This is a genomic window from Streptomyces sp. NPDC017056, from assembly GCF_044332485.1.
Taxonomy (GTDB): Bacteria; Actinomycetota; Actinomycetes; order Streptomycetales; family Streptomycetaceae; genus Streptomyces.
In genome coordinates, this window is the sequence record NZ_JBIRPD010000006.1 from 1 (window position 1) to 18,057 (window position 18,057).

General features: G+C 71.1%; 12 protein-coding genes and 1 pseudogene. 5 read left to right on the forward strand and 8 right to left on the reverse strand.

Annotated elements, in window-relative coordinates; genetic code table 11:
• Nucleotides 1-178 precede the first annotated feature (178 nt).
• Both hemW and ACH4OW_RS12605 read right to left on the reverse strand, forming a co-directional pair.
• On the reverse strand, nucleotides 179-1,411 hold the full coding sequence (gene hemW / locus ACH4OW_RS12600; protein ID WP_398027235.1) for a radical SAM family heme chaperone HemW: 1,233 nt from the start codon (nucleotides 1,409-1,411) through the stop codon (nucleotides 179-181).
• A gap of 54 nt (nucleotides 1,412-1,465) precedes the next feature.
• Nucleotides 1,466-3,481 carry a SpoIIE family protein phosphatase gene (locus ACH4OW_RS12605; protein WP_398027237.1) on the reverse strand — a complete coding sequence of 672 codons (2,016 nt, stop codon included), beginning with the start codon at nucleotides 3,479-3,481 and terminating at the stop codon, nucleotides 1,466-1,468.
• Nucleotides 3,482-3,777: 296 nt separating this feature from the next.
• Here ACH4OW_RS12605 and ACH4OW_RS12610 point away from each other — a divergent pair, with 296 nt between their 5' ends.
• Nucleotides 3,778-7,914 (forward strand): HAMP domain-containing protein, encoded by a 4,137-nt coding sequence (locus tag ACH4OW_RS12610; protein ID WP_360122377.1) that lies wholly within the window; start codon nucleotides 3,778-3,780, stop codon nucleotides 7,912-7,914.
• Nucleotides 7,911-8,510, forward strand: coding sequence for a response regulator (locus ACH4OW_RS12615; protein ID WP_360122380.1), 600 nt, complete (start codon nucleotides 7,911-7,913; stop codon nucleotides 8,508-8,510). The genes ACH4OW_RS12610 and ACH4OW_RS12615 overlap by 4 nt, the downstream gene beginning before the upstream one ends.
• A 97-nt stretch (nucleotides 8,511-8,607) precedes the next feature.
• Here ACH4OW_RS12615 and ACH4OW_RS12620 read toward each other — a convergent pair whose 3' ends face one another.
• The 3 genes from ACH4OW_RS12620 to lepA form a co-directional block, all read right to left on the reverse strand.
• Entirely contained in the window at nucleotides 8,608-10,497 is a 1,890-nt protein-coding gene (locus ACH4OW_RS12620; protein ID WP_398027240.1) for an AMP-dependent synthetase/ligase, read from the reverse strand.
• A 442-nt stretch (nucleotides 10,498-10,939) separates the two neighbouring features.
• Nucleotides 10,940-11,227, reverse strand: coding sequence for a hypothetical protein (locus ACH4OW_RS12625; protein ID WP_360122386.1), 288 nt, complete (start codon nucleotides 11,225-11,227; stop codon nucleotides 10,940-10,942).
• Between the two features lie 344 nt (nucleotides 11,228-11,571).
• A complete protein-coding gene (gene lepA, locus ACH4OW_RS12630; protein WP_360122389.1) occupies nucleotides 11,572-13,440 on the reverse strand; it encodes a translation elongation factor 4 in 1,869 nt (622 codons plus the stop codon).
• 192 nt (nucleotides 13,441-13,632) lie between these two features.
• Between lepA and rpsT the strand changes: the two genes are divergently transcribed.
• Nucleotides 13,633-13,899 carry a 30S ribosomal protein S20 gene (gene rpsT, locus ACH4OW_RS12635; protein WP_360122392.1) on the forward strand — a complete coding sequence of 89 codons (267 nt, stop codon included), beginning with the start codon at nucleotides 13,633-13,635 and terminating at the stop codon, nucleotides 13,897-13,899.
• Nucleotides 13,900-14,232: 333 nt separating this feature from the next.
• Nucleotides 14,233-15,147, forward strand: a complete 915-nt coding sequence (locus ACH4OW_RS12640; protein WP_398027243.1) for a hypothetical protein — start codon at nucleotides 14,233-14,235, stop codon at nucleotides 15,145-15,147.
• A gap of 101 nt (nucleotides 15,148-15,248) precedes the next feature.
• On the opposite strand, the gene holA is transcribed toward ACH4OW_RS12640, so the two are convergent.
• Entirely contained in the window at nucleotides 15,249-16,232 is a 984-nt protein-coding gene (gene holA / locus ACH4OW_RS12645; protein WP_360122398.1) for a DNA polymerase III subunit delta, read from the reverse strand.
• 72 nt (nucleotides 16,233-16,304) lie between these two features.
• Between holA and ACH4OW_RS12650 the strand changes: the two genes are divergently transcribed.
• Complete coding sequence (locus tag ACH4OW_RS12650; RefSeq protein WP_360122400.1) at nucleotides 16,305-16,550, forward strand: hypothetical protein; 246 nt, start codon at nucleotides 16,305-16,307, stop codon at nucleotides 16,548-16,550.
• Nucleotides 16,551-16,582: 32 nt separating this feature from the next.
• On the opposite strand, the gene ACH4OW_RS12655 is transcribed toward ACH4OW_RS12650, so the two are convergent.
• Nucleotides 16,583-17,413, reverse strand: coding sequence for an arylamine N-acetyltransferase (locus tag ACH4OW_RS12655; RefSeq protein WP_398027643.1), 831 nt, complete (start codon nucleotides 17,411-17,413; stop codon nucleotides 16,583-16,585).
• A gap of 119 nt (nucleotides 17,414-17,532) precedes the next feature.
• Nucleotides 17,533-18,007 (reverse strand): annotated as a pseudogene (locus ACH4OW_RS12660) (RrF2 family transcriptional regulator).
• Nucleotides 18,008-18,057 lie beyond the last annotated feature (50 nt).

Below are 18,057 nucleotides of genomic sequence, written 5' to 3' on the forward strand. Positions count from 1 at the left end.
GACACGTCGCAACACCAGGTTCAGCTTTCCAGACAAGGCTTCCGCGACTGCGGTGAGGAGAGACCCCTGCGGGGCCCCGGCCCCCCACCCACCGGGCCTAACGCGCAAACGCGCGCCAGCGCGACCAGGCAAGCGCAAAACCGCGCGCCAGCGCGCACCGCGCACCCCCACAAAACCCTCAGTCCACCAGATCCCGCACCACCGCATCCGCCAGCAACCGCCCCCGCAACGTCAGCACGGCCCGGCCCGCCTCGTACGGGGCGGGCTCCAGGAGGCCGTCGGTTACGGCGCGGGACGCGGCGTTCGCGCCGGCGGGGGCGAGGAGGGAGAGCGGGCAGCCGGCGGCGAGGCGGAGTTCGAGGAGGATGCGTTCGACGCGGCGGTCTTCCGGGGAGAGGAGTTCGCGGCCGGCGCCGGGTGACCGGCCTTCGCCGAGCGCCTGCGCGTACGCGCCGGGGTGCTTCACGTTCCACCAGCGGACGCCGCCCACGTGGCTGTGTGCGCCGGGCCCCGCGCCCCACCAGTCCGCGCCGGTCCAGTACAGCTCGTTGTGGCGGCAGCGGCCCGCTTCCGTGGTGGCCCAGTTGGAGACCTCGTACCAGTGGAAGCCGGCCGCTGACAGGGTCTCCTCCGTGATCAGGTAGCGGTCGGCGTGCACGTCGTCGTCCGTCATGGGTACTTCGCCGCGTCGGATGCGGCGGGCCAGCTGGGTGCCTTCTTCGACGATCAGCGCGTACGCGGAGACGTGGTCGGGTGCGGCGCCGACGGCGGCGTCGAGGGTGGCGCGCCAGTCGTCGTCCGTCTCGCCGGGCGTGCCGTAGATCAGGTCGAGGTTGACGTGGTCGAAGCCGGCCGCCCGCGCCTCGGCGACGCAGGCTTCCGGCCGGCCGGGGGTGTGCGTACGGTCGAGGATCTTGAGGACGTGCTGCCGGGCGCTCTGCATGCCGAAGGAAACCCGGTTGAAGCCGGCTTCCCGCAGTTCGGCGAGGTAGCGGGCGTCGACGGATTCCGGGTTCGCCTCGGTGGTGATCTCCGCGCCGTCCGCGAGGCCGAATTCGTCGCGGATGGCGGCGAGCATCCGGCCCAGGTCGGCGGCGGGGAGCAGGGTGGGCGTGCCGCCGCCGACGAAGACCGTTTCGACCGGCCGGGGATCGTCGCCCAGTACCTTGCGGGCGAGCCGGATTTCCTCGGCGACGGTGTCCGCGTAGTTTTCCCGCGAGGCGAGTGCGCCGCCCGAGCCGCGCAGTTCGGTGGCCGTGTAGGTGTTGAAGTCGCAGTAGCCGCAGCGCGTCGCGCAGTAGGGCACGTGCAGGTAGAACCCGAGGGGCCGGGCGGCGGCGCCGGTCAGGGCATGACCGGGCAGCGACCCGTCTTCGGGCATGGGCTCACCATCGGGGAGTGCGGAAGGCATGCCTTCCATTGTCCGGCATGCGGCGGGAACCGGGGGCGGCCCCGGCCGGGCTGCTCAGCGGGCCCGCGTCGCCTGGAGGACCAGCAGGGCCAGGTCGTCGTCGGGCGGTGTGGCCGCGAAGGCGTGGACGGCTTGCCGGATGTGTTCGGCGACGGCGGCGGCTCCGAGGCCGGTGCAGGTGGCGAGGTGGCCGGCCAGGCCGTCATCGTCGTCGAACAGCCGGCCGCCGGAGCGCCGCTCGGTCACTCCGTCGGTGACGCACAGCAGTGTCTCGCCGGGTGCCAGGTCGAAGGTCTCGCTCTCGTACGTGGTCTCTTCCATCACACCGAGCAGCATCTGCGGCGCCGCGGGGGTGCGTACGGTGCCGTCCGTGCCCAGGACCAGTGGCAGCGGGTGGCCGGCGCTGGCGAGGGTGCACCGGGCGCCTGCCGTGCCGTCGGTGTTCGGGACGAGTTCGCCGTAGAGGAGGGACAGGAAGCGGGTCTGTTCGCCTTCGTCGCGGAGTTCGACGGAGGGGTCGAGTCCGCTGCCGGCGGCGGCGACGGCGGCGGTGACGGCCGCCACGGAGTCGGCGGCCTCGCGCGCCATGGTCTTGTTGAGGCGGTCGAGCACTTCGCCGACGCCGAATCCGTCGCGTGCGAGCAGTCGCAGGACGGGGCGGGCCAGGCCGGTGACCGCGGCGGCTTCCGGGCCGCTGCCGCAGACGTCGCCGAGGGCGAAGCACCAGCGTCCGTCGCCGGCCGCGAACAGGTCCCAGAAGTCGCCGCCGGCTCCGGCGCCCGCGCGTGGTTCGTAGACCACGGAGGATTCCAGGCCGGGGACGGCGGGGCGGCCCCTGGGGAGGAGGCGGCGCTGCAGGACTTGGCTGATCCGTTCCTGGTTGCGGTAGGCGCGGGCGGTGGCGATGGCGCGGGCGACCCGGCGGGCCAGGTCTTCCATCAGGCCGACGACCTCGTCGGGGAAGCGCATCAGCCCGGCGCGGCCGATCAGCAGTGCGCCCTGGTTGCCGCCGCCGGCGACGAGTGGGCAGGCCAGCGCGGCGCCGCCGGGCCCGTAGCCGCTCGGTTCCTGGGGCCAGGGCCAGGGCACCGCGCCGCCCACGACGTCCGTCGGCTGGGCGGGCAGTATGGGCGGGTCCTTTTCCAGGGCCATGCGCAGCACGTCGATGCGGCTTTCGCTGGAGTGCCAGACGCGGGCGAGCCGCGGTGCTTCGGCGGTGTTCTCGTGGCCGCTGCCGCCGTGCAGCCACACCGCACACCAGTCGGCGAGGCGCGGTACGACCAGTTGGGCGGCGAGCAGCGCCACCTGTTCCTCGTCGAGCTGTCCGGACAGCAGGTCGGATGCCTCGGCGAGGAAGGACAGGGCGCCGTGGTTGATCCAGTCGGCGTCGGAGCGCCGGGTGGTCGAGCGCCGGGGCGCGGGGGCCAGCAGTTCGGCGGCGCGGAGGCCGTGCTGGAGGTCGAGGTCGTCGCGGGAGAAGCGGGCGGCGGGCCCGTACTCCGGGTGTGCGGTGCCGGACTGGAGCCGGAACCATACGGTTTTGCGGTCGCGCCGGTAGGTGATGCCCCAGGATTCGGCGACCGCGCCGACCAGTTGCAGGCCGTGGCCCCTGCTGCCGGACGGCGAGGCCGCCTGGCGTCCGCGTACGGCGCGTGCCGGGTGGTGGTCGGAGACCTCGACGACCACCGCGGCCCGCGCGCCGTCGTGCTCCAGGCGGCACAGCAGCTCGACGGCCGTGCCCGCGTGCACGACGACGTTGGTGACCAGCTCGCTGACCAGCAGGACGGCCTCGTCGGTGAGGCGGTCGCCGAGCGTGTCGGCGCCGGGCAGGAACCGGGTGCGCCAGTCGGCGAGGACGGTCCGTACGAACCGGCGTGCGCCCGCGGCGGCCTGCGGGTTGCCGGGCAGGCTGGACCGGCGGACGCTGTCCCGTCCGTCGTGCGCCGGCCCGGCGGGCGGTCCGGTGGCCGCCGCGGGCGCGCCCTCGCCGGGCGTGGTCCCTGGTCCCTCGACGGCCTCCGGGGGCTCGCCCGGGTCCCTGCCGTCGGCTGTGTCCGCGTCACGAGCCACCGGCTCGCCCCCTTCGGGAAATCCGCCGGAAAGTGTCTCGCGGGTTCTGCCGGAAGCCGTTTCGGAGACCGGCTCCGGGGCCGTGCCGGGGCCGGCTTCGGGGGAAGCCGCCGCGGGGGCCGTTGCCCCGCCGGGCGCGCCGCGGCCGGTGCGGGCCGCCGCCGCGTCCCTGTCTGTCGAAGTTGTCGTTCTCATTGAGCAACTCCCGAGCAGTTCCGCAATAGCGCCGAATACGCCACTCCCAGAGTGACAGACTGAGCGCACCCATAAGCACCGAGTTACTGAAGTGGGGAGACATGGCGGTCGATTCGGCAGTGCCCCGAGTGTCCCTGGAACCGGGTGGTGATCAGGTGCGTGCGGCTGATCTCCGTCCACTTCTGACCGCCTTGACTTCGATGTCGGCCGGGGATTTCCGTACCCGACTCCCGGTGGCGCAGGAAGGCGTCCTGGCCGAGCTCTCCGCGGCCTTCAACCAGATAGCGGCCCGCAATCAGCACCTGTCCGACGAGTTGTTACGCCTACGGTCGGAGGTCGTACGCCAGGGCAGGCTGGACGAGCGGATGTCCGCCAGCCCGGGGCCCGGCACCTGGGCCACCTCCGTACAGGCCGCCAACGCCATCATCGACGCGCTGGTCATCCCCACGACCCAGGCCACCCAGGTGCTGGACGCGGTGGCGGGCGGCGACCTGACCCTGCGGGTGGACCTGCACGACGGCAACCGCCCGCTGCGCGGCGACCGCCGGCGGCTGGGCCGGGCGGTGAACCGGATGGTGGACCAGCTGTCGCTGTTCACCGGCGAGGTGACCCGGGTGGCCCGCGAGTCCGGTACGGAGGGCCGGCTCGGCGGGCGGGCGAAGGTGGCGGGGCTGTCCGGGAGCTGGCGTGACGTGACCGAGGCGGTCAACACCATGGCGGCCAGGCTGACCGCCCAGGTGCGGGACATCGCGCTGGTGACGACGGCGGTGGCGCGCGGCGACCTGACCCGGCAGGTGACGGTCGAGGCGGCGGGCGAGCTGCTGGAGCTGAAACTGACCGTCAACACGATGGTCGACCAGCTGTCCGCCTTCGCCGACGAGGTCACACGAGTGGCCCGCGAGGTCGGCACCGAAGGGCAGCTGGGCGGGCGCGCCCAGGTGCGCGGCGTCTCGGGGGTCTGGAAGGACCTCACCGACAACGTCAACTTCATGGCGTCCAACCTCACCTCCCAGGTACGCAACATCGCCCAGGTGACCACCGCGGTGGCCAACGGCGACCTCAGCCAGAAGATCACGGTCGACGCGCGCGGCGAGATCCTCCAGCTGAAACTGACCGTCAACACGATGGTCGACCAGCTGTCCGCCTTCGCCGACGAGGTCACACGAGTGGCCCGCGAGGTCGGCACCGAAGGCCGGCTCGGCGGGCGGGCGCACGTACGCGGCGTGTCGGGCGTGTGGAAGGACCTCACCGACAACGTCAACTTCATGGCCGACAACCTCACCTCCCAGGTGCGCAACATCGCCCTGGTGGCGACGGCGGTCGCGGAGGGCGACCTGGGACGGAAGATCACGGTCGAGGCGAAGGGCGAGATCCTGGAGGTGAAGTCGACGATCAACACGATGGTCGACCAGCTGTCCGCCTTCGCCGACGAGGTCACACGAGTGGCCCGCGAGGTCGGCACCGAAGGCAACCTCGGTGGTCAGGCGCAGGTCCGCGGCGCCTCCGGGGTCTGGAAGGACCTCACCGACAACGTCAACTTCATGGCGTCCAACCTCACCTCCCAGGTACGCAACATCGCCCAGGTGACCACGGCGGTGGCCGACGGCGACCTGTCGAAGAAGATCACGGTCGACGCGCGCGGCGAGATCCTGGAGCTCAAGGACACCGTCAACTCGATGGTGGAGCAGTTGCGCGCGTTCGCCGACGAGGTCACGCGGGTGGCGCGCGAGGTCGGCACCGAAGGCAACCTGGGCGGCCGGGCCCAGGTCCGCGGCGCCTCCGGGGTGTGGAAGGACCTGACCGACAACGTCAACTTCATGGCGTCCAACCTGACCACTCAGGTGCGCAACATCGCGCTGGTCGCCACCGCCGTCGCCCAGGGCGACCTGTCCAAGAAGATCGACGTGGACGCGCGCGGCGAGATCCTGGAGTTGAAGACGACGCTCAACACGATGGTCGACACCCTGTCGTCGTTCGCCTCCGAGGTCACGCGCGTCGCGCGCGAGGTGGGCAGCGAGGGGCGCCTCGGCGGGCAGGCCCGGGTCGAGGGCGTGTACGGCACCTGGAAACGGCTGACGACGAACGTCAACGAGCTGGCGTCGAACCTCACCACCCAGGTGCGGGCCATCGCCGAAGTGGCCTCGGCGGTGGCCGCCGGCGACATGACCCGCAACGTCACGGTCGAGACCCAGGGCGAGGTCGCCGAGCTGCGCGACAACATCAACCTGATGGTCTCCAACCTCCGCGAGACCACCCGCGCCAAGGACTGGCTGGAGTCGAACCTCGCGCGGCTGGCGGGCCTGATGCAGGGCCACCGGGACCTGATGGAGGTCGCCGACCTGATCCTGCGGGAGCTGACGCCGCTGGTGAACGCCCAGTACGGCGCCTTCTTCCTGGCCGACACCGACCGCGACGACCTGCAGCTGGCGTTCATCGCCGGGTACGGGTCGTCCCTGGACACCACGATCGACACGCCCGGTTCCATGGACCACGGGCTGGTGCGGCAGGCCGCCCTGGAGAAGAAGCGCATCCTGGTGGAGGAGGCGCCGCCGGACTACATCAAGATCAACTCCGGGCTGGGCGAGGCCAACCCGGCGACCGTCGTCATCATCCCGGTGCTCTTCGAGGACCAGACGCTGGGCGTCATCGAGCTGGCGTCCTTCTCCCGCTTCTCCGACGTGCACCTGGCCTTCTTCGACCAGTTCGTGAACACCATCGGCGTGGCCATCAACACCATCGTCGCCAACTCCCGAACGGAGTCCCTGCTCGGCGAGTCGCAGCGGCTGGCCCGCCAGCTCCAGGAGCGTACCGACGAGCTCCAGCGGCGGCAGGCCGAGCTCCAGCGCTCGAACGAGGAGCTGGAGGAGAAGGCAGCACTGCTGGCCAGCTCGTCCCAGTACAAGTCCGAGTTCCTGGCCAACATGTCGCACGAACTGCGCAATCCGCTGAACTCGCTGCTCATCCTCGCCCGGTTGCTCGCCGACAACCCGGACGGGCACCTGAACGAGCAGGAGGTGCAGTTCGCGATCACGATCCACCGGTCGGGGTCCGACCTGCTCCAGCTGATCAACGACATCCTGGACCTGTCCAAGATCGAGGCGGGCCGGATGGACGTCCGCCCCAAGCGCCTGCCGCTGATCAAACTGCTCAACTACGTCCACGACACCTTCCGGCCCATGACCCTCGACCGCGGGCTGGCCTTCGAGGTGTCGGTGAGCGAGAACGTGCCCAAGGAGCTGTTCTCCGACGAGCAGCGCCTCCAGCAGGTACTGCGTAACCTGCTGTCGAACGCGGTGAAGTTCACCGCGTCCGGCAAGATCGACCTGCGGGTGGACCGGGCCGACGGCGACGACTCGATCGCCTTCACCGTCACCGACACCGGCATCGGCATCGCGCCGGAGAAACTGCCCGTCATCTTCGAGGCGTTCCAGCAGGCCGACGGCACCACCAACCGCAAGTACGGCGGTACCGGCCTGGGCCTGTCGATCAGCCGGGAGATCGCGGGGCTGCTCGGCGGCCGGATCACCGCGAGCAGCCGGCCCGGCATCGGCAGCGTCTTCACCCTGCACGTCCCGGTCGAGTGCCCCGGCTACGGTGACCCGATGGACGGCCCGGCAGGCGCCGGCGAGCAGCGCCCGGAAGGCGCGCTGCAGCTGGCGAAGACGCCCCGGCACCACCCGCGCTCCGGGCCGCCGGCCCCGCGCGACGAGGCCCCGTGGCCGACCACCACCCGCCTGGAGGACTGGGTGAGCGGTCCCACGGGCACGCTGCTGTCCGGCTGCCAGGTCCTGGTCGTCGACGACGACATCCGCAACGTCTTCGCACTCACGAATGTGCTGAGCCGGGTCGGCATGCGGGTGCTCTACGCCGAACACGGCCGGGAGGGCATCGAGATGCTGGAGAAGAATCCCGGCATCAACCTGGTCCTGATGGACATCATGATGCCGGAGATGGACGGCTACGAAACCATTCGCGCGATCCGGCGCACCCCCCGTTTCGCGAAACTGCCCGTCATCGTCCTCACGGCCAAAGCGATGCCCGGCGACCGCGAAAAGTCCCTGGAAAGCGGAGCCAACGAGTACGTACCCAAACCCGTCGACGTCGACCGCCTGCTGGCCGCGACCGTCGACCTCCTGTCCCAGCACGGCTCGGGCACGCCGGCCCTGGGCGGTGAAGCAGGAAAGCAAGACCCCGACGCGACCTCCCCGAGGTCCCAAGGCACCGAAGGCCCATCATGACCCATGCAACCGATACCGGCGCCGCGGCCGGAACCGACGACCGGGCGGGCATTCTTCTCGTCGACGACATGGAGGACAACCTCGCAGCCCTCGAAGCGGTCCTCGGGTCGCTCGGCGAGCCCCTGGTGCGGGCCCGCTCCGGGGAGGAGGCGATGAAAGCACTGCTGCGCCAGGAATTCGCGGTCGTTCTGCTGGACATTCTCATGCCCGGAATGGACGGCTTCGAGACCGCGTCCAACATCAAACGGCTCGACCAGACGAAGGACATCCCGATCATTTTCCTGACCGGGACCGACAGCGACTCCGGTTTCGCCTTCCGGGGCTATTCGACCGGCGCGGCGGACTATCTCACCAAGCCGTTCGACCCCTGGGTGCTGCGCGCCAAGGTGAACGTCTTTCTCGATCTGCACAGGAAGAACCGGCAGCTGCGCCGGCTGATAAAGCAGGACCACGCCCGCATGGCGGAACTGGCGGACCGTATCTCCGAGATCGAGCATCAGCTTTCCGGCAGCGGCAGCCCCGGCGAACGGGACCTGGCCCCGAGCGTGGCACGCATGGCGGAGTCGGTACGGGCGCTGGGGCGCGGCCGGTCGTGACCGCGCCCGTCGCGTGTGCAACGGGTGCGGGCCACGGGCGCGGTCGGTACGGCTGTCGGCGGTCCGACAGCCGTACCGACCGCGTCCGCGGCGTCCGTCACGCCTCGCGCGCGCCCTCGTACATCTCCTCCAGCAGGCCCTTGAAGGCCCGCTCCACCACCGGCCGCTTGACCTTGAGGCTCGGCGTCACTTCGCCGTGCTCGATGTCCAGGTCACGCGGCAGCAGCCGGAACTTGCGGATCTGCTGCCAGCGCTGGAGCCCCTCGTTGACCCGCTCCACGTAGCCCTCGATCAGCTCGCGGGTCTGCGCCGCGCCCACGACCTCGGCGTACGTCCTGCCCTTGAGGCCGTGCTCGGCGGCCCAACCCATGATCGCCGGCTCGTCGAGGGCGATCAGCGCGGTGCAGAAGTTCCGGTTGGCGCCGTGCACCAGCACATTGGAGACGAACGGGCAGACCGCCTTGAACTGCCCCTCGACCTCGGCCGGCGCGATGTACTTGCCGCCGGAGGTCTTGATCAGGTCCTTCTTGCGGTCGGTGATCCGCAGATAGCCGTCCGGGGACAGCTCGCCGATGTCGCCGGTGTGGAACCAGCCGTCCGACTCCAGCACCTCGGCCGTCTTCTCCGGCAGCCCGTGGTAGCCCTCCATGATCCCGGGCCCGCGCAGCAGCACCTCGCCGTCCTCGGCGATGCGGACCTCCGTGCCGGGCAGCGGCTTGCCGACCGTGCCGGTGCGGTACGCCTCGCCCGGGTTCACGAAGCTGGCCGCGCTGGACTCGGTGAGCCCGTACCCCTCCAGGATGTGGATGCCGGCGCCGGCGAAGAAGTAGCCGATCTCGGGCGCCAGGGCGGCGGAGCCGGAGACCGCGGCGCGCAGCCGGCCGCCGAAAGCCTCGCGCAGCTTGGCGTAGACGAGCGCGTCGGCGATCTTGTGCTTGGCGCCGAGCGCGAAGGGAACGGTGGCGTTGCCGGTGCGGCGGAAGTTCTCCTGGGATGCCTTGGCGTACTCCCGCGCCACGCCCGCCGCCCACTGGAAGATCTTGTACTTGGCGGCGCCGCCCTGCCGGGCCTTGGCCACCACGCCGTTGTAGACCTTCTCGAAGATGCGCGGCACGGCCGCCATGTAGGTCGGCCGCACCACCGGCAGATTCTCGATGATCTTGTCGACCCGGCCGTCCACCGCGATCACGTGCCCGACGGAGATCTGCCCGGCGGTCAGCACCTTCCCGAAGACGTGTGCCAGCGGCAGCCACAGGTACTGCACGTCGTCCTCGGTGACCAGGCCGGTGGCCTGGATCGCCCGCGCCATGTACGACCAGCAGTCGTGCGGCAGCCGTACGCCCTTGGGCCGGCCGGTGGTGCCGGAGGTGTAGATCAGGGTCGCGAGCTGGTCCGCGCGCAACGCCGCGATCTGCTCCTTCACACAATCCGGGTTCTTCTCCAGGTGGGCCGCGCCGCGTTTCTCCAGCTCGGCGAAGGAGAGCACCCAGTCCTCCGGGTCGCCCTCGGCGGACTGCGCGGCGGCCTCGTCGATGACGACGACGTGCGCCAGCTCCGGCAGCTCGGCGCGCTTCTCGCGGGCCTTGGCGAGCTGGGCCGCGTCCTCGGCGATCAGCACCCGGCTGCCGGAGTCGGCGAGGATGTACGCCGTCTCGTCGGCGTTGGTGCTGGGGTAGACGGTGGTGGTGGCCGCGCCGGAGCACAGCACGCCGAGGTCGGCGAGGATCCACTCGACGCGGGTGCTGGAGGCGAGCGCCACCCGCTCCTCCGGGCGCACCCCCAGCTGCATCAGCCCCGCGGCCACCGCGTACACCCGCTTCGCGGCGTCGGCCCAGCTCAGGACCTTCCAGTCGGCGGGCCCCCGGCCGTCGGCTGGCGGCACCGGGTAGCGGTACGCCTCGTGGTCGGGGGTGGCTGCGACGCGCTCCAGGAAGAGGGTCGCCACGGAAGGTGGCCGGTTCTCGATCAGCGTCTGGGTGTCCGTCACGGCATCCTCCGGGGCCCGCTACGTTGCTGGTGACTCGCGAGTAACCTTCGAGCAGTGATCAGACTAGAGCGCGTTGCGCCATGGCGTAAGGGGCTACGCCCGACTGGTTCAGGATGAGACCAGTGCGATGGATGCGTCATACACGTTTCGGCCATTACGGGGTGAACCGGAGGCGGGAAGACACGGCGGACAACGGTGGTGCCGGCCGTTTTTCCGGGACGGCGGGCCGGGCCCGGGTGCGTTCCGGTGCCATCCGGTGCGATCCGGGTGCACTCCGGGTGTGGTGCGCGAGCCGTTGGTGGCACCGGTTCCGGCCAGGGGAAGGTGCTGGAGGGCGCTGGAGGGCGCTGGAGGGCGCTGGGGGGCGCTGGGGGGCGTGCCGCCGCCCGCGTCCCGGCAGGCGGGGCCGCGGGCGGAGGGCGGGGGGCGGTGGGGCGCTGGGTCAGCGGCGCAGCGAAGCGGACTGGATGCCGATGCCCGACGCGTTGGGCGCGTTCACCGTCGCCGAGTCGCCGACCAGCGCGCCGGTCTGCTCGTCACCCCGCAGCGCGCCGTGGACCCTCTTCAACTCGCCGCCGAGCGTGGTGACGGCCCGGTGCGTGTCGCCGACCGTCCCCGTGAGCCCGCTTCTGAACTTGTCCGCCCCCGTCTGGTCGGCGAAGGCGGGCGCGGCGACGCCCACGGACAGCGCGGCACCGGCCAGGAGCGCGGCGGCCTGGGTGTACTTCATCTGTGTCCCTTTCTGGCGCGGCCTCCACGGCGGCACGGCGCTCATGCCGCCCGGACGCCCCCTGGGCCGCCCGGAACACCGCTGCCACCCACGTCAACGGCGCGGGGCGCGTCCCGGCAACCGCCTGGCCGCCGATATTTCCGGCCGACCGCCCGGATGCCGCACGGAAGACGTACGGCACCGCCGGAAGACGTACGGCACGTCGAACGGCGTACGGCACGCCGGAAGGCGTATGGCGCGTCGAAAGGCGTATGGCGCGTCGAAAGGCGTACGGCACGCGCCCAAGCAAACCGGGCGCCCGCCCCAAGGGGTGGACGCCCGGTCGGCGACGGCGGAGGCCAGGGCTACTTCTTGCCCTTGGCGTCACCGTCGGAGTCGGAGGACAGCACGGCGATGAAGGCTTCCTGGGGAACCTCCACGCTGCCGACCATCTTCATCCGCTTCTTGCCTTCCTTCTGCTTCTCCAGCAGCTTCCGCTTACGGGAGATGTCACCGCCGTAGCACTTGGCGAGCACGTCCTTGCGGATCGCGCGGACCGTCTCACGGGCGATGACCCGGCTGCCGATGGCGGCCTGGATCGGCACCTCGAAGCTCTGCCGCGGAATCAGCTCGCGCAGCTTGGCGACCAGCCGCACGCCGTACGCGTACGCCTTGTCCTTGTGGCAGATCGCGGAGAACGCGTCGACCTTGTCGCCGTGCAGCAGGATGTCGACCTTGACCAGGTCGGCGGCCTGCTCGCCGGTGGGCTCGTAGTCCAGCGAGGCGTAGCCGCGGGTCTTGGACTTGAGCTGGTCGAAGAAGTCGAAGACGACCTCGGCGAGCGGGAGGGTGTAGCGGATCTCGACCCGGTCCTCGGAGAGGTAGTCCATGCCGAGCAGGTTGCCGCGGCGGTTCTGGCACAGCTCCATGATCGCGCCGATGAACTCGCTGGGCGCCAGGATGGTGGCCCGTACGACCGGCTCGTGGACCTTGTCGATCTTGCCGGTCGGGAACTCGCTGGGGTTGGTGACCTCGTGCTCGGCGCCGTCCTCCATGTCCACGCGGTAGACCACGTTGGGGGCGGTGGCGATCAGGTCGAGGCCGAACTCGCGCTCCAGGCGCTCGCGGATGACCTCCAGGTGCAGCAGGCCCAGGAAGCCGACGCGGAAGCCGAAGCCGAGGGCCGCGGAGGTCTCCGGCTCGTAGACCAGCGCGGCGTCGTTGAGCTGGAGCTTGTCCAGGGCGTCGCGCAGCTCCGGGTAGTCCGATCCGTCGAGCGGGTACAGGCCGGAGAAGACCATCGGCTTCGGGTCCTTGTAGCCGCCCAGCGCCTCGTCGGCACCCTTGCTGAGCTGGGTGATGGTGTCGCCGACCTTGGACTGGCGGACGTCCTTCACGCCGGTGATCAGGTAGCCGACCTCGCCCACGGACAGGCCGTCGGCGGCCTTCATCTCGGGCGAGTTCGTGCCGATCTCCAGCAGCTCGTGGGCGGCGCCGGTGGACATCATCTTGATGCGCTCGCGCTTGCTGAGCGTGCCGTCGACGACCTTCACGTACGTCACGACGCCGCGGTAGGCGTCGTAGACCGAGTCGAAGATCATCGCGCGCGCCGGCGCATCCTTGACGCCGACCGGGGCCGGGACGTCGCGGACGACCTTGTCGAGCAGCTCGGGAACGCCGACACCGGTCTTGGCGGAGACCTTCAAGACGTCCTCGGGCTCGCAGCCGACGAGGTTGGCCAGCTCCTTGGCGAACTTCTCGGGCTGCGCGGCCGGCAGGTCGATCTTGTTGAGCACCGGGATGATCACGAGGTCGTGCTCCATCGCCAGGTACAGGTTGGCGAGGGTCTGGGCCTCGATGCCCTGGGCGGCGTCGACGAGGAGGATGCAGCCCTCGCACGCGGCGAGGGAGCGCGAGACCTCGTACGTGAAGTCGACGTGACCAGGGGTGTCGATCATGTTGAGGATGCGGGTCGCGCCGGCGTCCTCGTCGGTCGGCGCCCAGGGCAGCCGGACGGCCTGGGACTTGATCGTGATGCCGCGCTCGCGCTCGATGTCCATGCGGTCGAGGTACTGCGCGCGCATCTGCCGCTGGTCGACGACGCCGGTCAGCTGGAGCATCCGGTCGGCGAGCGTGGACTTGCCGTGGTCGATGTGCGCGATGATGCAAAAGTTACGGATGAGAGCCGGGTCGGTACGGCTCGGCTCCGGCACGTTCGTAGGGGTCGCGGGCACGCAGGGTCCATTCAGAGAACGCGGGTAGGCGGGACTCGGTTGTTTTTCGTCTCCCCCATGGTCCCATGCGCGGCGGCTCTGGTCCGGTTTGGGAGGCCGTGGAGCCTGCTGGTAGCCTGGTCCACTGCGCTTTGTGCCCTCTCTCGTACGAGGCGCGACTCGAAATTCCAACGAACCTGAAAAGGCTCTTTCGTGGCGAACATCAAGTCCCAGATGAAGCGGATCAAGACCAACGAGAAGGCTCGTCAGCGCAACAAGGCTGTCAAGTCCCAGCTCAAGACCGCGATCCGTCGTACCCGTGAGGCCGTGGAGGCCGGTGACCTGCAGAAGGCCACCACCGCCGTCGCCGAGGCGGGCAAGAAGCTCGACAAGGCCGTCAGCAAGGGCGTCATCCACAAGAACGCCGCCGCCAACAAGAAGTCGGCGCTGGCCAAGAAGGTCGCCGGCCTCAAGGGCTGACCTCTTCTCGACGCTTCACCGCCGGTAAGGGCCCAGCGGCCCCTCTCTCCGCTCCTTCCGGTGCACCACCGCGCCGCACACGGCCTGCGTTCGCCACGCGGGTGCGGCGCACACACAGCTTGAGACACAGGACCTCACGGTCACCCTTCCCCAGGGTGACGTGGGGTTCTTTGTCGTTCGGGGCCTGGGGCGTGGAACGGGGCCGGTCCAGGGGGCGCACTGGGGGTGCCGGGGGCGCGTGTGCCGTAGCGGGGTGGTGCCGGTCGTGGTGAAGGCGTGACGTGGGGAACTTCGCGGCCGCTGTCGCCGTTCCGGTCGGCTACGCTGCCGCGCATGTCGATTCCGGGGGATCAGCACAATCCCTACGCACAGCCTCAGCAGCCCGCTCCCGCCCAGCCGCCGTACGGGCAGGGAGTGCCGCAGCAGAATCCGTACGCCCCTCAGGGGGCCCCTCAAGGGCCCGGTGCGGGTGGTGCCTACGGGTACCCGGCGCCGGGCGGGCCGCAGCAGCCCGGGGCGGTGCCAGGACCCGGCGGGTTCGACGGTTCCGGTGCCGGTGGCCCGGGCGGCCGGGGCGCGGGGAACTGGCTCTGGGCGATCGGCGGGGCCGTCGCCGCATCGGCCATGGGCGGCGCGGTGCTCTTCGCCGCCGGCGCCTTCGGGGACGCGCGGCCCGATCCCGACCTGGCGGGCTACTCGTACACGTCCGACCTGTGCAATCAGACCTCGTTCACGCCGTTCGAGAGCGCGAACTACAAGATCAAACCAGCCGGCGGTTCCGCTTCCGGCTCGTCGGGCACCGCCGCGCAGAACCCGCAGTACAGCGGCGTCCAGCAGGACTCGCTGGACTCGATGTGGTGCAACGCCGAGCTCAAGCCGTCGGACGCGAGCAGCAGCGACTACTCCTCGACCTGGGTCTACAGCACGGCCACCCTGCACAAGAAGACCGACCCGACGGCGGAGTTCGCGGACAGCTACCGCGCGTACGAGAGCCAGCGCAGCTCAATCGCCTACAAGGTCACGTCGGTGCCGGGCATCGGCGACGAGGCGTACCTGGTCAGCCGGACCGACGACAGCAGCGGCGCGTATGTGATCCTCGGCGTCCGCGACGGCTGGGCGACGTACCAGCTCACCTGGTCGAGCTACGCCGCCTCGCGCAGCGGCTCGGCGAAGCCGCCGACGACCGAACAGGTCTCGGGGATGCTCAAGACCAGCGCCACGGAGACGCTGCGGAAACTGCGGGGGTAAGGGGCCGGCGGGCCGGACCCGACAGCGGGCCGGGCCGGTCGGCGGGAGCGGGCCGGCCCCGGGAGCGGGCCGGGCCGGTCGGCGGGAGCGAGCCGGGCCGGTCAGCGGGAGCGGGCCGCGCGGGCGATGGTGACGACGGCCTTTTCGAGCGCGTACTCGGGATCGTCGCCGCCACCCTTGACGCCCGCGTCGGCCTCGGCCACCGCGCGCAGCGCCGTGGCGACACCGTCCGCCGACCAGCCGCGCATCTGCTGACGCACCCGGTCGATCTTCCACGGCGGCATGCCCAGCTCACGGGCGAGGTCGCCGGGGCGGGCACCGCGCGGGGCCGAGGCCAGCTTGCCGATGGCGCGGACCCCCTGGGCCAGCGCGCTGGTGATCATGACGGGGGCGACGCCCGTCGACATGGCCCAGCGCAGCGCCTCCAGAGCCTCGGCGGCCCGGCCCTCCACGGCCCGGTCCGCGACGGTGAAGCTGGACGCCTCGGCCCGGCCACGGTAGTAGCGGCCGACGATGGCGTCGTCGATGGTGCCCTCGATGTCGGCGACCAGCTGCGAACAGGCCGAGGCCAGCTCGCGCAGGTCGCTGCCGATCGCGTCGACCAGCGCCTGGCACGCCTCGGGGGTGGCCGAGCGGCCCATCGAACGGAACTCGCCGCGCACGAACGCGAGGCGGTCGGCCGGCTTGGTCATCTTGGGGCAGGCGATCTCCCGCGCACCGGCCTTGCGGGCGGCGTCCAGCAGGCCCTTGCCCTTGGCGCCGCCCGCGTGCAGCAGCACGAGGGTGATCTCCTCCGCGGGGGCGCCGAGGTACTTCTTGACGTCCTTGATCGTGTCGGCGGACAGGTCCTGGGAATTGCGGACCACCACGACCTTGCGCTCGGCGAACAGCGAAGGGCTGGTCAGCTCGGCGAGCGTGCCGGGCTGGAGCTGGTCGGGGGTGAGGTCCCGCACATCGGTGTCCGCGTCGGCGGCCCGGGCCGCCGCCACCACCTGCTGCACGGCGCGGTCCAGGAGCAGGTCCTCCTGGCCCACGGCGAGCGTGAGCGGTGCGAGCGGGTCGTCGTTTGCTGTCTTCCTGGCCATCGCGCTACAGCATCCCACGGCCCACTGACAGCGGTGTTCGGTCCCCGGCCCGCACTGCCGGACAATGATCCGGTGAGCGATGTACGACATGTCCTGGTGCTGCCCGACCGCGACTGCGCGGAGGAGGTCGCCGAAGCGCTGGCCGAACGCTTCGGCGTCACGGAGGAACCCCAGCTCGTACGGGACGCCCTGGCCGGCGAGGACGACGCGGAGGACGCCCAGTGGCTGGTGGTCGTCGAGGACCCGACGGGCCGCTACGACCCGGAGCAGCTGGACGCCCTGGCCGACGAGTACGAAGGCTGGCTGGAGGCCGAGTAGCCCCCGTCAGCAGCGTCCGTCAGCCGCACCCGTCAACAGCGCGGCTCCGGTATCCGGTCCAGGGTGATGCCGAAGTGGCTGCGGTAGGCGGGCAGCACCTCGTCCTCGGTCAGCTCCCGCTCGTCGCGGCTGCCGTCGGCGCCCGTGGTCACGAGCGTACGGCCGGAGAGCGTGACGCGCCCGTGCTCCGTCAGCCGGGAGCAGACCAGGGACCGGGTGAAGGGCGAGTCCGGCGAGGTGCGGTGGTACCAGCTGCCCGCCTCGAAGTCGGCCAGTGCGCGCGGGCGCCGTTCCAGCCGGTACTGCGGCCGCCCGTCCCGCAGCACGTCGAGATCGCCGTCGGCGGTCTCCTCGATACGGAACGTCCCGGCCGGGTCCGGCTGTTCGGCGCGGCTGTCGAGGCGCAGCGGGTGGTGGCTGTTCCGGCCAAATCCGATGTCGGCGAGCCACGGCCCATCGTGGCCGTCGTGTACGTCGTGGCCGTCATGGCCGTCGTGGCCGTCGGCGGTGTGCACCCGCAGCGCGAGGTGGTCGTACGGGATGCCGGGCCCGTCCGGCCCGAAGACCCGGGCGGCGAGGAGTTCGACCCGGTAGCCGAGGGCGCGGAGGAGGGCGGCGAAGGCTCCGTTGAGCTCGTAGCAGAAGCCGCCGCGCGAGGCCCCCACGACCTTGTCCACCAGCGCCTTGTAGTCGAGGACCACGTCTTCGCCGAGGTGTACGGACAGGTTCTCGAAGGGCACGGCTCGCAGGTGCCGCAGGTGCAGGTCGCGCAGCGCCTCGGCGTCGGGCACGGCCGGGCGGGTGGCGCCGATGCGCCGGAGGTAGGCGTCGGTACGCGACCGGCCCAGCGGCTCGGCGCGCATCCGCTCGGCGTCCGAGGGCCGGGCCTCGGGCACTTCGCCGCCGGGCCGGGGTGCCGCTTGGGCCTGTGGGGGTTGCTGGGCCTGTCGCGGTTGTTGGGGCCGCGGCCGCTCGGGGGCCATCAGGTGCCCGTCCTCTCGGTCGTGAACCAGCGGCGGGCGCGGTCCGCCGCCGCTGCCGGGGTGCCGGCCAGGAGGTCGGCGACGGTCTGCTGGGCGAGCTCGCGGCGCCAGGCCAGCTCGGCCTTGCGCATCGCGGTGGAGATGCCGCAGGGCCTGCGGAAGTCCCGCACGGGCGCTTCCGAGCCGGGGCCCTGCCGGCGGATCTCGGTCGTCCTCGGTGCCCTCGATGGCGGCGACGACGTCCATCAGCGTGATCCGCTCGGGGGGCCTGGCCAGCCGGAAGCCGCCCCGGGCACCAGGGGTCGAGGTCAGGATGCCGGCCCGGACCAGCGCCTGGAGGCGCTTGTTCAGGTAGGCCGGGGGCAGGTCGAACGAGGCAGCCAGCCTGGCTGTCGGCACCGGCCGGTCGTCGCCGACCCAGGCCAGGGTCACACAGCAGTGCAGGGCCCACTCGACGCCCTCGCTCATCCTCATATTTCTGGAGTTTACAGATCCTGATTCCAGGGCCCCGCCGCCGTCGCGGA

Excerpts from the sequence above, each read along its gene's own strand:
- hemW (WP_398027235.1), bottom strand. The coding sequence starts at position 1,411 with ATGCCTTCCGCACTCCCCGATGGTGAGCCCATGCCCGAAGACGGGTCG.
- ACH4OW_RS12610 (WP_360122377.1), top strand. The coding sequence starts at position 3,778 with ATGGCGGTCGATTCGGCAGTGCCCCGAGTGTCCCTGGAACCGGGTGGT.
- ACH4OW_RS12615 (WP_360122380.1), top strand. The coding sequence starts at position 7,911 with ATGACCCATGCAACCGATACCGGCGCCGCGGCCGGAACCGACGACCGG.
- ACH4OW_RS12625 (WP_360122386.1), bottom strand. The coding sequence starts at position 11,227 with ATGAAGTACACCCAGGCCGCCGCGCTCCTGGCCGGTGCCGCGCTGTCC.
- ACH4OW_RS12640 (WP_398027243.1), top strand. The coding sequence starts at position 14,233 with ATGTCGATTCCGGGGGATCAGCACAATCCCTACGCACAGCCTCAGCAG.
- holA (WP_360122398.1), bottom strand. The coding sequence starts at position 16,232 with ATGGCCAGGAAGACAGCAAACGACGACCCGCTCGCACCGCTCACGCTC.
- ACH4OW_RS12655 (WP_398027643.1), bottom strand. The coding sequence starts at position 17,413 with ATGCGCGCCGAGCCGCTGGGCCGGTCGCGTACCGACGCCTACCTCCGG.